This window comes from Pseudomonas citronellolis, assembly GCF_001586155.1.
Taxonomy (GTDB): Bacteria; Pseudomonadota; Gammaproteobacteria; order Pseudomonadales; family Pseudomonadaceae; genus Pseudomonas; species Pseudomonas citronellolis.
Genome location: NZ_CP014158.1, coordinates 1,237,296 through 1,251,057 on the forward strand (window position 1 = coordinate 1,237,296; position 13,762 = coordinate 1,251,057).

Sequence of the window (13,762 nt, forward strand, 5' to 3'; positions counted from 1 at the left end):
GTGCGTCGTCCTCAGAATCCAGCCGGTGCTTGTTTGTGCCAGTCGGTCACCTGTTGGTACTGGTGCGCGACGTTGAGCAGGCGGCCTTCCTGGAAGTACGGGGCGAGCAGCTGCACGCCCACCGGCAGGCCATCGACGAACCCGGCGGGCATGGACAGCCCGGGGATGCCGGCGAGGTTGGCGGTGATGGTGTAGATGTCTTCCAGGTACTGGGCGACCGGGTCGTCGTTCTTGGTGCCGAGCTTCCAGGCCGGATTCGGCGTGGTCGGGCCGAGGATGACGTCGACGTCGGCGAAGGCGCTGACGAAATCGTTCTTGATCAGCCGGCGAATCTTCTGCGCCTTCAGGTAATAGGCGTCGTAGTAGCCGGCGGAAAGCGCGTAGGTGCCGACCATGATGCGGCGCTTCACCTCGGCGCCGAAGCCTTCGGCGCGGGAGCGCTTGTACAGGTCCTGCAGGTCCCTGGGGTTCTCGCAGCGGTAGCCGTAGCGCACGCCGTCGAAGCGCGACAGGTTGGAGCTGGCCTCTGCAGGCGCGATCACGTAGTAGGCCGGGATGGCGTGCTGCATGTTCGGCAGGGAGATGTCCTTGACCTGCGCGCCCAGTTGCTTGAGCTGCTCGACCACGGCCAGCACCGCGTCGGCGATGCGGCTGTCCAGGCCGGCGCCGAAGTATTCCTTCGGCAGGCCGATGCGCAGGCCGGCCAGGGGCTTGCCCAGGGCGGCCAGGTAGTCGTCCAGCGGCTGGTCGACGCAGGTGGAGTCCTTGGGATCGAAGCCGGCCATGGCGCCGAGCATCAGCGCGCAGTCCTCGGCGGTGCGCGCCAGCGGGCCGGCCTGGTCGAGGCTGGAGGCGTAGGCGATCATGCCCCAGCGCGAGACGCGGCCGTAGGTCGGCTTGATCCCGGTGAGGTTGGTCAGCGCCGCCGGCTGGCGGATTGAGCCGCCGGTGTCGGTGCCGGTGGCCGCCGGGATCAGGCGCGCGGCCACGGCCGCGGCCGAGCCGCCGGAGGAGCCGCCGGGCACGCGGCTGGTGTCCCAGGGGTTCTTCACCGCGCCGTAGTGGCTGGATTCGTTGGCCGAGCCCATGGCGAACTCGTCCATGTTCAGCTTGCCCAGGCTCACGGCGCCGGCGGCGGCCAGGCGCTCGACGACGGTGGCGTCGTAGGGCGAGACGAAGTTGTCGAGGATCTTCGAGCCGCAGCTGGTGCGCACGCCCTTGGTGCAGAACAGGTCCTTGTGGGCGATGGGCGCGCCGAGCAGGGCGCCAGTCTCGCCATTGGCGCGCCGTTGGTCGGCTGCCTTGGCCTGGGCGATAGCCTGGTCGGCGGTGACGCTGATGAAGCTGTTCAGCTGCGGGTCGAGCTGCTCGATGCGGCTCAGCAGGGCACGGGTCAGCTCTTCGGCGGAGAACTGTTTGTCGGCGAGGCCGCGGGCGACTTCGGCGAGGGTCAGTTGGTGCAGCATGGGTCCGTGTCCTTCCTTATTACTCGATCACTTTCGGAACCAGGTACAGGCCGTCTTCCACGGCCGGTGCGATGGCCTGGTAGGCTTCGCGCTGGTTGCTTTCGGTCACCAGGTCCTGGCGCAGGCGCTGGGTGGCTTCCAGGGGGTGGGCGAGGGGTTCGACGCCGTCGGTGTTCACCGCCTGCATCTGGTCGACCAGGCCGAGGATGTTGTTCAGGGTCGCGGTGGTCGGTTGGACGTCGGTTTCCGCCAGGCCCAGGCGGGCCAGGTGGGCGATTTTTTCCACGTCGGAGCGGTCAAGCGCCATCGGGGGTCTCCAGGCTAGAGCTGCCAGCGTCGATCGGACGCATGGCCGGACGAAACGTAGGCGGGGGAACGGAACCCGCGGCGGGCGGTCCCAGGGACCGCGGGGACAGGCCTCAAAGGCACTGAAAGTCAAGCAATTTAACACAATGCCGCCTTGCCCAAAATCCCCGTCGTTGTTAGAGTTTGCCGCACTTTTTTACCCGCGCATTTTTCACCCACGCATCGTCCAGGGTTCCCTTTCCATGTTCAAAAAATTGCGTGGCATGTTCTCCAGTGATCTGTCGATCGACCTGGGCACTGCCAATACCCTTATTTATGTGCGCGAACGCGGCATCGTCCTCAATGAGCCTTCGGTAGTGGCCATCCGCAACCATGGCAACCAGAAGAGCGTGGTCGCCGTCGGCACCGAGGCCAAGCGCATGCTCGGCCGCACCCCGGGCAACATCTCGGCCATCCGCCCGATGAAGGACGGCGTCATCGCCGACTTCAGCGTCTGCGAGAAGATGCTGCAGTACTTCATCAACAAGGTGCACGAGAACAGCTTCCTGCAGCCCAGCCCGCGCGTGCTGATCTGCGTGCCGTGCAAGTCCACCCAGGTGGAACGCCGCGCCATCCGCGAGTCGGCCCTCGGCGCCGGCGCCCGCGAGGTGTACCTGATCGAGGAGCCCATGGCCGCGGCCATCGGCGCCGGCCTGCCGGTCGAGGAAGCCCGTGGCTCGATGGTCGTCGACATCGGCGGCGGCACCACCGAGATCGCCCTGATCTCGCTGAACGGCGTGGTCTACGCCGAGTCCGTGCGCGTCGGCGGCGACCGCTTCGACGAAGCCATCGTCACCTACGTGCGCCGCAACTACGGCAGCCTGATCGGCGAATCCACCGCCGAGCGCATCAAGCAGGAGATCGGCGCGGCCTTCTCCGGCGGCGAAGTGCGCGAGGTGGACGTCCGCGGCCGCAACCTGGCCGAAGGCGTGCCGCGCAGCTTCACCCTGAACTCCAACGAGGTCCTGGAAGCCCTGCAGGAATCCCTGGCGACCATCGTCCAGGCGGTCAAGAGCGCCCTGGAGCAGTCCCCGCCGGAGCTGGCCTCGGACATCGCCGAGCGCGGCCTGGTGCTGACCGGCGGTGGCGCCCTGCTGCGCGACCTGGACAAGCTGCTGGCCCAGGAAACCGGCCTGCCGGTGATCGTCGCCGAAGACCCGCTGACCTGCGTGGCCCGTGGCGGCGGCAAGGCGCTGGACATGATGGACCGTCACTCCATGGACCTGCTCTCCACCGAGTGAGGTGGGAGCCTTGAGGGTGGTTGACGTTTTGTCGCGCGCGGCGAAACATCAACCGCCTTCAATCAGCTAGGAGCTGGTCATCAAACCGCTATTCTCCAAAGGGCCCTCGCTGGGCGTGCGCCTGCTGGTGCTCGCCGTGCTCTCGGTGGGCCTGATGGTGGTCGACGCGCGTTTCGACTACCTCAAGCCCGTGCGCAGCCAGATGGGCCTGGTGCTGACCCCCTTCTATGGCGTGGCCGACCTGCCGGTGCGCGCCTGGGAAGGCGTGCGCGACCAGTTCACCAGCCGCAGCGAGCTGCTCGCCGAGAACGAACGGCTGAAGGCCGAGTCGCTGTTGATGCAGCGCCGCCTGCAGAAGCTGGCCACCCTGACCGAACAGAACGTGCGCCTGCGCGAGCTGCTCAACTCCGCCGCCCTGGTGGACGACAAGGTGCTGGTCAGCGAGCTGATCGGCGTCGACCCCAACCCCTTCACCCAGCGCATCCTCATCGACAAGGGCTCGAAGGACGGCGTGTTCCAGGGCCAGCCGGTGCTCGACGCAAGCGGCCTGATGGGCCAGGTGGTCGAGGTCATGCCCTACACCGCCCGCGTGCTGCTGCTCACCGACACCACCCACAGCATCCCGGTGCAGGTCAACCGCAACGGCCTGCGCGCCATCGCCGTCGGCACCGGCAACCCGGAACGTCTGGAACTGCGCTTCGTCGCCGACACCGCGGACATCAAGGAAGGCGACCTGCTGGTCAGCTCCGGCCTCGGCCAGCGCTTCCCGGCCGGCTACCCGGTGGCGGTGGTCAAGGAAGTCATCCATGATTCCGGCCAGCCGTTCGCGGTGATCCGCGCCGTGCCCACCGCGAAGATGAACCGCAGCCGCTACGTGCTGCTGGTGTTCAGCGACAGCCGCACCCCCGAACAGCGCGCCACCGAGGCCGCCGAAGCCCAGGCCGAGGCCGACCGCAAGGCCGCCGAGGCCGCCGGCCAGGCACCGGCGCCGAGCGCGCCTGCGCCTGCCGCTCCGGCCACGCCTGCCGCTCCGGCTGCCCCGGCCCAGGGCGCCGCTCCGGCGCCCGCACCCGCCGCTCCGGCCGCGACTCCCGCGCATCCGCCGGCGCCGGCCCAGGCCGCGCCACAAAGGAATCGTCACTGATGCCCGCCCAAGGACCGCGCAACGGCTGGCTGATCTGGGTCAGCCTGCTGCTGGCGCTGCTGCTGTCGGTGGCGCCGATGCCCAGCTTCACGGAAATCGGCCGGCCGCTGTGGCTGGCGCTGTTCCTCACCTTCTGGGTGCTGATGGTGCCGCAGCGGGTGGGCATGGTCACCGCCTGGGTCTGCGGCCTGGCCGAGGACGTGCTGTACGGCAGCCTGCTCGGGCAGAACGCGCTGATCCTCAGCTTCATCGTGTTCCTGGTCATGGCCCTGCAGCAGCGCCTGCGCCTGTACCCCGTCTGGCAGCAGTGCCTGGTGCTGATGGTGGTCTACGGCCTGGCGCAGCTGGTGCAGCTGTGGCTCAACGCCCTGACCGGCAACCGTCCGCCGACCCTGGCCTTCCTGTTGCCGGCGCTGGTCAGCGGCCTGCTCTGGCCCTGGGTGCTGGTGCTGCTCAAGGGCCTGGGCCAGCGCCTGAAGGTCTACTAATACCCGTCCCGCCGCTTCCCACCTGGCACGGGCCGGGGGAGGGGCGGCCGGGACTCTTCCGGGAGTCGCAGATGCCCCAGCTTTACCTGGCCTCCAGCTCGCCGCGCCGGCGTGAGCTGCTGACACAGATCGGCCTGTCCTTCCACCTGGTTTCCGGCAACATCGACGAAACCCCGCAGGACGGCGAGACGCCGGCCGCCTACGTCGAGCGCCTGGCGCGCGGCAAGGCCCTGGCCGGACTGACTATGCTTGCCCAGAGGCCCGACGTCTGCGTGCTCGGCGCCGATACCGCGGTGGTGCTCGACGGCCGCATCCTCGGCAAGCCGGCGGACCGCGAGGACAGCCTGGCCATGCTGCGCGCGCTGTCCGGCCGCCAGCACCAGGTGCTGACCGCGGTGGCGGTGGCCGACCGCGACCGCTGCGAGGTGCGGGTGGTGACCAGCCTGGTATCGTTCCGCAATGTTTCCGAGGCCGAAGCCGAGGCCTACTGGGCCACCGGCGAGCCCCAGGACAAGGCGGGCGGCTACGCTATCCAGGGGCTGGCGGCGATCTTCGTCAACCGCGTCGAGGGCAGCTACAGCGGGGTGGTCGGCCTGCCCCTGTGCGAGACCGCGGAACTGTTGGCTGACTTCGCGATCCCTTGCTGGCAGTCTTGAAGAAGTAGCGCTGCACACGGGCGCGATAAGGAAGGGCGCATGAGCGAAGAGATCCTGATCAATATCACGCCGATGGAATCGCGCGTGGCGGTGGTGGAAAACGGTGTCCTTCAGGAAGTCCACGTCGAGCGCACGCTGCGCCGCGGGATAGTCGGCAACATCTACAAGGGCAAGGTGGTCCGCGTGCTGCCGGGGATGCAGGCGGCCTTCGTCGACATCGGCCTGGAGCGCGCGGCCTTCATCCACGCGGCGGAAATCTCCACCCGCGAGGGCAGCGCGGTGGAAAGCATCGGCGCCCTGGTCCACGAGGGCCAGAGCCTGGTGGTGCAGGTCACCAAGGACCCGATCGGCACCAAGGGCGCGCGCCTGACCACGCACCTGTCGATCCCCTCGCGCTACCTGGTGTACATGCCGCGCACCAGCCACGTCGGGATTTCCCTGAAGATCGAGGACGAGCAGGAGCGCGAGCGCCTCAAGCAGGTGGTGGCCAAGTGCGTCGAGGCCGAGGGCATCGTCGAGAAGGGCGGCTTCATCCTGCGCACCGCCGCCGAGGGCGCCGGGGAGGACGAAATCCTCGCCGACATCCGCTACCTGCGCCGGCTGTGGGACCAGATCGACGCGCAGATGCAGACGGTCGGCGCGCCGACGGTGATCTACGAGGACCTGTCCCTGGCCCAGCGCACCCTGCGCGACCTGGTCAACCCGCGCATCGAGAAGATCCGCGTGGATTCCCGGGAGAACTTCCAGAAGATCACGCAGTTCGTCGACGAACTCATGCCGGAAATCGCCGACCGCCTGGAGCACTACCCCGGCGAGCGGCCGATCTTCGACCTCTACGGCGTCGAGGACGAGATCCAGAAGGCCCTGGAGCGCAAGGTGCTGCTCAAGTCCGGCGGCTACCTGATCATCGACCCGACCGAGGCGATGACCACCATCGACGTCAACACCGGCGCCTTCGTCGGCCACCGCAACCTCGAAGAGACCATCTTCAAGACCAACCTCGAGGCGGCCACCGCCATCGCCCGCCAGTTGCGCCTGCGCAACCTCGGCGGGATCATCATCATCGACTTCATCGACATGGAGGACGAGGAGCACCGCCGCCAGGTCCTGCGCACGCTGGAGAAGCAGCTCGAGCGCGACCATGCCAAGACCAACATCATCGGCATCACCGAGCTGGGCCTGGTGCAGATGACCCGCAAGCGCACCCGCGAGAGCCTGGTGCAGGTGCTCTGCGAGCCCTGCCCGTGCTGCCAGGGGCGCGGCATGCTGAAGACCCCGGAAACCATCTGCTACGAAATCTTCCGCGAGATCCTCCGTGAGGCCCGCGCCTACCAGGCCGATTCCTACGTGGTGCTGGCCAACCAGAAGGTGGTCGACCGCCTGCTCGACGAAGAGTCGGGCAACGTCGCCGATCTGGAGATGTTCATCGGGCGCACCATCAAGTTCCAGGTCGAGCCGATGTATTCCCAGGAGCAGTACGACGTGGTCCTGCTCTGAGGCGCGCGGCTGAGATGGACCGCTTCGGCCGCCTGCTCGCCCGCCTGCTGCGCCTGCTCCTGGGGCTCTGCGCCCTGGGCCTGGTGCTGCTGGCGCTGTACGTCAGCCTGGGGCGCCAGTTGGCGCCGCTGGTGGCGGAATATCGCGACGACCTGGCCGAGCAGGCCAGCGCGCGGCTGCACATGCCGGTGCGCATTGGCGCCCTGGAAGGCAGCTGGCGCGGCTTCGGCCCGATCATCACGGTGCGCGACATCCAGCTCGGCGAGGGCAGCGACGCCCTGCGCCTGGAGCAGGTGCGCCTGACCCCCGACCTCCCCGCCAGCCTGCTGGCGCGCCAGCCGCGCATCGACAGCCTGGAGCTGCAGGGGCTGCACCTGAGCCTGCGCGAGGGCGAGGACGGCCACTGGCAGGTCGAGGGCCTGCCGGCCAGCCCGCAGGGTAGCGACCCGCGCCAGCTCGTCGACCTGCTGCTGACGCCGCGCCGCCTGTCGCTGCTGGACAGCCAACTGAGCCTGCTGCCGCGCGAGGGGCAGACGCTCAACCTGACCTATCTCGGCCTGACCCTGCACAGCGGCGTGTTCGGCCAGCGCCTGGACGGCCGCTTCAACCTGCCCGACGGCCAGCCGGTGGCGCTGCGGGTGGACACGCGCATCGACCGCGAGGACTGGAAGCGCAGCTCGGCCGACGCCTACCTCAGCCTGCCGCAGAGCGACTGGGCGAAGTGGCTGCCGGCGAGCCTGACGCGGCAATGGCGCATCCAGCGCCTGGAGGCCGGCGGCGAGTTCTGGGCGCGCATCGACAAGGGCCAGCCTAGCGCGGCGGTGGCCAGGCTCAATGCGCCGCAGGTGCAGGCCTCCTTCGATGGCCGCGAGGCAGTGAAGGTCGGCGACCTCGGCGTGGGGCTGTACTTCCAGCGCCAGGGCGACGAGATGAGCCTGCGTATCAATGATCTGGCGGCCAGCCTCGGCGAAAAGCGCTGGGGCGAGGCGGAGCTGGAACTGAACCGGCAGACCCGCGGCGAAGAACACTGGCGCCTGCGCGCCGACCGCCTGGACCTGGGCCCGCTGCTGCCGGTGGTGGAAAGCCTGGCGCCCTTGCCGGACAAGGCGGTGGAGTGGCTGCAGGGCCTGGCGCCGCAGGGCGTGCTGCACCACCTCAACCTCGACTGGTGGCCGCAGCGCCAGGGCGCCGAGCGCCTGGCCTACGGCGTGAACCTGGAGAAGGTCGGCGTCAGCGCCTTCCACGAGGTGCCAGCGGTGGCCAACGTCGACGGCACCTTCAGCGGCAACCTCGGCGGCGGCCAGCTGGACGCCTCGGCCAAGGACTTCATGCTCCACCTGGCCGCCCTGTTCCCCGAGCCGTGGCGCTTCCGCAGCGCCAACGCGCGGCTGTTCTGGAAGTGGGACGACGAGGCCTTCACCCTTGGCAGCCACCTGATGAAGGTCGAGGGCGACGTCGGCCGCCTGGGCGGCGACATGCTGATCCGCCTGATGCACGACCACGACAAGGAAAGCTACATGGACCTGCGCGTGGGCCTGGAGGACGGCGACGGCAGCTACACCCCGCAGTTCCTGCCCACGGTGCTGCCGGAGATGAACAAGGACCTGGCCCGCTGGCTGGCCAGCGCCATCAAGGGCGGGCGCGTCGAGCAGGGCTACTTCCAGTGGCAGGGTTCGCTGAAAAAGGGCTCGGCGCCGGAAGACCACGCCATGAGCCTGTACTTCAAGGTCCACGACGGCGAGCTGGACTACCAGCCGGGCTGGCCGGCGCTGAGCCAGGCCGAGGGCGAGGTGCTGGTGGAGGACAGCGGCGTGCGCATCCGCGCGCAGTCCGGGCGCATCCTGCAGAGCCAGGTCCGCGACGTGCAGGTGGACATTCCCCACGTGCCCAAGGGCGAAGTCGCCCACCTGCATGTCGATGGCGACGTCGACAGCAGCCTGGGCGACGGCCTGAAGATCCTCCAGGACTCGCCCCTGGGCGTGCAGCAGGTCTTCGCCGGCTGGGAAGGCGAGGGCCCGCTCAAGGGCCACCTGAACCTGGACATCCCGCTGGCCAAGGAACAGGCGAAGCAGGCGCGGGTGGTGGTGGACTTCGCCACCGAGGGCGCGCGCCTGAAGATCGCCAAGCCGACCCTGGAACTGGCCCAGCTCAAGGGCGACTTCCGCTACGACACCAACAGCGGCCTGAGCGCCAAGGGCCTCAGCGCCCAGGCCCTGGGCAGCCGCGTCAGCGGCAGCATCCGCGCCGAGGGCAGCCCGGGCAAGCCGCGTACCCGCGTGCTGGTGGGCGGCCAGGTGGCGCTCAAGAGCCTGCTCGACTGGGGCGGCGTGAAGCAGGCCGTGCCGGCCGCCGGGCGCCTGCCGTTCCAGCTCGACCTGCTGCTCGACGGCCATGACAGCCAGTTGCAGGTCAACTCCGACCTCAAGGGCCTGGCCATCGATCTGCCGGCCCCCTTTGGCAAGGCCGCCGACGAGACCCGCGCCAGCGACTGGCGCATGACCCTCGAAGGCCCCGAGCGGCGCTACTGGGCCAACTACGACAAGGTGGCCAGCCTGGCCTACGCCGCCCCCGCCGACAAACCCCTGGGCGGCCGCGGCACCCTGCGCCTGGGCGGCGACCCGGCGCTGCTGCCCAACTGGAGCGGGGTGCAGGTGCGCGGCAGCCTGGACACCCTGGACGTCGAGCAGTGGCAGGCGGTGCTGAAGAAGTACGGCATCGGCAGCGTGCCCAGCGATAACCAGGGCCTGTTGCGTGGCGCCGACCTGCAGATCGGTCACTTCCGCGGCTTCGGCGCCAGCCTGGACAACTTCAAGCTCGACCTGGCGCGGGTTTCCGGCGGCTGGCAACTGGGCGTCGACAGCGCCCCGCTGGCCGGCCAGGCGGTATTCCCGGACAGCGGCCAGCGGCCGATCCAGATCAACCTGGCGCGCCTGGACCTGCCGAAGAACCCCACCAACGACCTGGCCGCCGCGCCGACCATCGCCCCCGACCCGCTGGAAAAGGTCGACCCGCGCAGCATTCCGGCGATGGACGTGGCCATCCGCCAGATCTCCCAGGGCGGCAAGCCCATCGGCGCCTGGAGCTTCAACGTGCGCCCGACCACCAGCGGCATCGCCTTCAACAGCCTCAAGCTCGACCTGCGCGGCCTCAAGGTCGGCGGGACGCTGCGCTGGGAAGGCCCGGTGGGCTCCACGCGCAGCACCTTCCAGGGGCGCCTGGAAGGCAGGAACCTGGCCGACGTGCTCAAGGCCTGGGACTTCGCCCCCACCGCCACCAGCGACCGCTTCAGCCTGGACATCGACGGCAACTGGCCCGGCTCGCCGGCCTACATCAGCCTGCGCCGCTTCGGCGGGCGACTGGAGGCCGACATGCGCAAGGGCCAGTTCGTCGACGTCGAGGGCAGCGCCCAGGCCCTGCGGGTGTTCGGCCTGCTCAACTTCAACGCCATCAACCGCCGCCTGCGCCTGGACTTCTCCGACCTGTTCGGCAAGGGCCTGAGCTACGACCGCGTGCAGGGCGTGCTGGGCGCCACCAATGGCGTCTACCTCACCCGCGAGCCGATCAGGCTCACCGGGCCGTCCAGCAACATCGAGATGAACGGCACCCTGGACCTGGCCCACGACCAGATCGACGCCAAGCTGCTGGTGACCCTGCCGCTGACCAACAACCTGCCGCTGGCCGCGCTCATCGTCGGCGCGCCGGCGGTGGGCGGCGCGCTCTTCGTGGTGGACAAGCTGCTGGGCGACAGGGTGGCGCGCTTCGCCAGCGTGCAGTACCGCGTCAAGGGGCCCTGGCAGAACCCCGAGATCGCCTTCGACAAGCCGTTCGAGAAACCGCGGTGAGCAGAGCCGGCGGGCATCGGTTAGGATGAATCGCATCTGTCGTCGGAGAAACGCATGTCCCTCGCCGTGATCCAGATGGTCAGCCAGGACGACGTCCCGGCCAACCTCGCCGCCGCCCGTCGCCTGCTCGAACAGGCCGCCGAGGGCGGCGCGCGCCTCGCCGTGCTGCCGGAGAATTTCGCCGCCATGGGCCGCCGCGACCTGGCCGAGCTGGGCCGCGCCGAGGCCCTGGGCGAAGGCCCGATCCTGCCCTGGTTGAAAAGCGTCGCCCGCGACCTCAGGTTGTGGATAGTCGCCGGCACTCTGCCGCTGCCGCCGGACGGCCAGCCCGAAGCCAAGGCCAACGCCTGCTCGCTGCTGGTCGACGAGCGCGGCGAGCGGGTGGCGCGCTACGACAAGCTGCACCTGTTCGACGTGGACGTCGCCGATGCCCGCGGCCGCTACCGCGAGTCCGACGACTACGCCTTCGGCGGCCAGGTGGTGGTGGCCGACACGCCGGTCGGCCGGCTGGGCCTGACGGTGTGCTACGACCTGCGCTTCCCCGAGCTCTACACCCGGCTGCGCGAGGCCGGCGCCGAGCTGATCACGGCGCCCTCGGCCTTCACCGCGGTGACCGGCCAGGCGCATTGGGAAGTGCTGATCCGCGCCCGCGCCATCGAGACGCAGTGCTACGTGCTGGCGGCGGGGCAGGGCGGCACCCACCCGCGCGGCCGCGAGACCTGGGGCCAGTCGGCCATCGTCGACCCCTGGGGGCGCATCCTCGCCGAGCGCGACAAGGGCGAGGCGGTGCTGCTGGCCGAACGCGACAGTGAAGAACAAACGGCGCTCCGGCAACGCATGCCGGTGGTCCGCCATCGAAGATTCTACCCGCCGGCCGTACCCGGACCGGCGCCTACGGAGTAGCCATGAGCGAGTTGTTGTCATCCGTCAGCCAGCACCTGCTGGCCCCCGGCGGCCTGGACGTCGACGGCCTGCAGCCGATCCTGCACGAGCTGAGCGGCCCGGGCATTGACGCCGCCGACCTGTACTTCCAGAGCCAGGTCTCCGAGTCCTGGATGCTCGAGGACGGCATCGTCAAGGAAGGCAGCTTCCACATGGACCAGGGCGTGGGCGTGCGCGCCCAGTCCGGCGAGAAGACCGGCTTCGCCTACAGCAACGCCATCACCCCCGATGCGCTGTCCCAGGCGGCGCTCGCTGCGCGCTCGATCTCCCGCGCTGGGCAGAACGGTAGGGTGCAGGCGTTCAAGGCGGTCGCGCCGACGCGCCTGTACGCCGGCGAGAATCCGCTGGACGTGCTCAGCCGCGCCGAGAAGGTCGAGCTGCTGAAGAAGATCGACGCCGCCACCCGCGCCCTCGACCCGCGCATCCAGCAGGTCACCGTGAGCCTGGCCGGCGTCTGGGAGCAGGTCCTCATCGCCGCCGCCGACGGTTCCCTGGCCGCGGACATCCGCCCGCTGGTGCGCTTCAACGTCAGCGTCATCGTCGAGCAGAACGGCCGCCGCGAGCGCGGCGGCCATGGCGGCGGCGGGCGCACCGACTATCGCTATTTCCTCTCTGAAGACCGCGCCATGTCCTACGCCCGCGAGGCGCTGCGCCAGGCTTTGGTCAACCTCGAAGCGGTCCCCGCGCCGGCCGGCACCCTGCCGGTGGTGATGGGCGCCGGCTGGTCCGGCGTGCTGCTGCACGAGGCGGTGGGCCACGGCCTGGAAGGCGACTTCAACCGCAAGGGCAGCTCGGCCTACAGCGGGCGCATCGGCGAGAAGGTGGCCTCCAGCCTGTGCACCATCGTCGACGACGGCACCCTGGCCGGGCGCCGCGGCTCGCTGTCGGTGGACGACGAGGGCACTCCCACGCAATACAACGTGCTGATCGAGAACGGTATCCTCAAGGGCTACATGCAGGACAAGCTCAACGCCCGCCTGATGGGCGTGGCGCGCACCGGCAACGGCCGCCGCGAGTCCTACGCGCACCTGCCGATGCCGCGCATGACCAACACCTACATGCTGGCCGGGCAGAGCGACCCGGCGGAAATCATCGCCTCGGTGGAGAAGGGCATCTACTGCGCCAACCTCGGCGGCGGCCAGGTGGACATCACCAGCGGCAAGTTCGTCTTCGCCACCAGCGAGGCCTACCTGATCGAGAACGGCAAGATCACCCGCCCGGTGAAGGGCGCGACCCTGATCGGCAACGGGCCGGAAGTGATGAGCCGGGTGTCCATGGTCGGCAACGACATGGCCCTGGACAGCGGCGTGGGCACCTGTGGCAAGGATGGCCAGTCGGTACCGGTGGGCGTCGGCCAGCCGACGCTGAAGATCGACGGCATCACCGTGGGCGGGACCGGCGCCTGAGGCGCCGGGGAGCATTTGGAAAGTCTGCTCACGGCCTCGCGAGCTAGAGCAGAACAAGGCAAAAACAGGTGAGGAAGCGCAGTTTACTGATGCTAAATGAGCATTTCTCACCTGTTTTTAACGCAGTTATGCCGACGCGCAGCAGGTCGTGGGTAGGCTTTCAGCGGAGGCCGCGCTTGAGCTCGTCCAGTTCGCGGATGTATTTGAAGATCTTCCGCGCCGCGGCCGGGGGCTTGTCGTGAGCGGCCTCGTGCTGGGCGTGGCGGATCAGCTGCAGCAGGTGCTGGCGGTCGCTGTCCGGGTATTCGGCGAAGAAGGCGGAAAGGGCCTCGTCGCCGCCGGTGACGAGGCGGTCGCGCCAGCGCTCCAGGGCGTGGAAGCGCTCGTTGTACTGGCGCGTGGAGCTGTCGAGCTGGTCGAGCAGGGCGACGATGGCGTCGAGGTCCTGGTCGCGCATCAGCTTGCCGATGAACTGCCGGTGGCGTTTGCGGGCGGCATTGGCCTTGTGCTTGGGCGCCTCGTCGATGGCGCGGCGCAGCGGCTCGGTGAGCGGCAGGCGGTCGAGCATGTCCGGCTTGAGCGCGGTCAGGCGCTCGCCGAGGTCCTGCAGGGCGTGCAGCTCGCGTTTTACTTGCGACTTGCTCTTCTCTTCGAACAGCGAGTCGTCGTCTTGATATTCAGCCATGGCGGTGGTCCAGTGGAAAACGCCGCCATGATAACGAGTCGAGGGTCGCT

At 69.1% G+C, this 13,762-nt stretch carries 11 protein-coding genes; 8 read left to right on the forward strand and 3 right to left on the reverse strand.

Translation table 11 applies throughout. From position 1 onward, the window contains the following. Window positions 1–11 precede the first annotated feature (11 nt). Window positions 12–1,466, reverse strand: a complete 1,455-nt coding sequence (gene gatA, locus PcP3B5_RS05630) for an Asp-tRNA(Asn)/Glu-tRNA(Gln) amidotransferase subunit GatA (RefSeq protein ID WP_009617766.1) — start codon at window positions 1,464–1,466, stop codon at window positions 12–14. Window positions 1,467–1,485: 19 nt separating this feature from the next. Continuing rightward, the gene (gene gatC, locus PcP3B5_RS05635; RefSeq protein ID WP_009617767.1) at window positions 1,486–1,773 is read right to left on the reverse strand and encodes an Asp-tRNA(Asn)/Glu-tRNA(Gln) amidotransferase subunit GatC; all 288 of its coding nucleotides are present in this window, start codon (window positions 1,771–1,773) and stop codon (window positions 1,486–1,488) included. Between the two features lie 241 nt (window positions 1,774–2,014). Here gatC and mreB point away from each other — a divergent pair, with 241 nt between their 5' ends. The 8 genes from mreB to tldD all read left to right on the forward strand — a co-directional run bounded on the left by mreB (window position 2,015) and on the right by tldD (window position 13,027). Beyond that, the gene (gene mreB / locus PcP3B5_RS05640) at window positions 2,015–3,052 is read left to right on the forward strand and encodes a rod shape-determining protein MreB (RefSeq protein ID WP_009617768.1); all 1,038 of its coding nucleotides are present in this window, start codon (window positions 2,015–2,017) and stop codon (window positions 3,050–3,052) included. 127 nt (window positions 3,053–3,179) lie between these two features. Continuing rightward, window positions 3,180–4,196 carry a rod shape-determining protein MreC gene (mreC, locus tag PcP3B5_RS05645; RefSeq protein ID WP_237143098.1) on the forward strand — a complete coding sequence of 339 codons (1,017 nt, stop codon included), beginning with the start codon at window positions 3,180–3,182 and terminating at the stop codon, window positions 4,194–4,196. Continuing rightward, a complete protein-coding gene (mreD, locus tag PcP3B5_RS05650; protein WP_009617770.1) occupies window positions 4,196–4,684 on the forward strand; it encodes a rod shape-determining protein MreD in 489 nt (162 codons plus the stop codon). Before mreC ends, mreD begins: the two co-directional genes overlap by 1 nt. A 71-nt stretch (window positions 4,685–4,755) precedes the next feature. Continuing rightward, window positions 4,756–5,340, forward strand: coding sequence for a Maf family protein (locus PcP3B5_RS05655; protein ID WP_009617771.1), 585 nt, complete (start codon window positions 4,756–4,758; stop codon window positions 5,338–5,340). A 39-nt stretch (window positions 5,341–5,379) separates the two neighbouring features. Next, a complete protein-coding gene (gene rng, locus PcP3B5_RS05660; RefSeq protein ID WP_009617773.1) occupies window positions 5,380–6,837 on the forward strand; it encodes a ribonuclease G in 1,458 nt (485 codons plus the stop codon). A 14-nt stretch (window positions 6,838–6,851) separates the two neighbouring features. Next, window positions 6,852–10,679, forward strand: a complete 3,828-nt coding sequence (locus PcP3B5_RS05665; RefSeq protein WP_061560769.1) for a YhdP family protein — start codon at window positions 6,852–6,854, stop codon at window positions 10,677–10,679. Window positions 10,680–10,733: 54 nt separating this feature from the next. After that, window positions 10,734–11,582: a carbon-nitrogen hydrolase family protein gene (locus tag PcP3B5_RS05670; RefSeq protein ID WP_043272345.1), complete on the forward strand. Its 849-nt coding sequence runs from the start codon at window positions 10,734–10,736 to the stop codon at window positions 11,580–11,582. A 2-nt stretch (window positions 11,583–11,584) separates the two neighbouring features. Further along, a complete protein-coding gene (gene tldD / locus PcP3B5_RS05675) occupies window positions 11,585–13,027 on the forward strand; it encodes a metalloprotease TldD (RefSeq protein ID WP_009617779.1) in 1,443 nt (480 codons plus the stop codon). A gap of 160 nt (window positions 13,028–13,187) precedes the next feature. Here tldD and yjgA read toward each other — a convergent pair whose 3' ends face one another. Next, window positions 13,188–13,712, reverse strand: coding sequence for a ribosome biogenesis factor YjgA (gene yjgA, locus PcP3B5_RS05680; RefSeq protein WP_009617781.1), 525 nt, complete (start codon window positions 13,710–13,712; stop codon window positions 13,188–13,190). Window positions 13,713–13,762 lie beyond the last annotated feature (50 nt).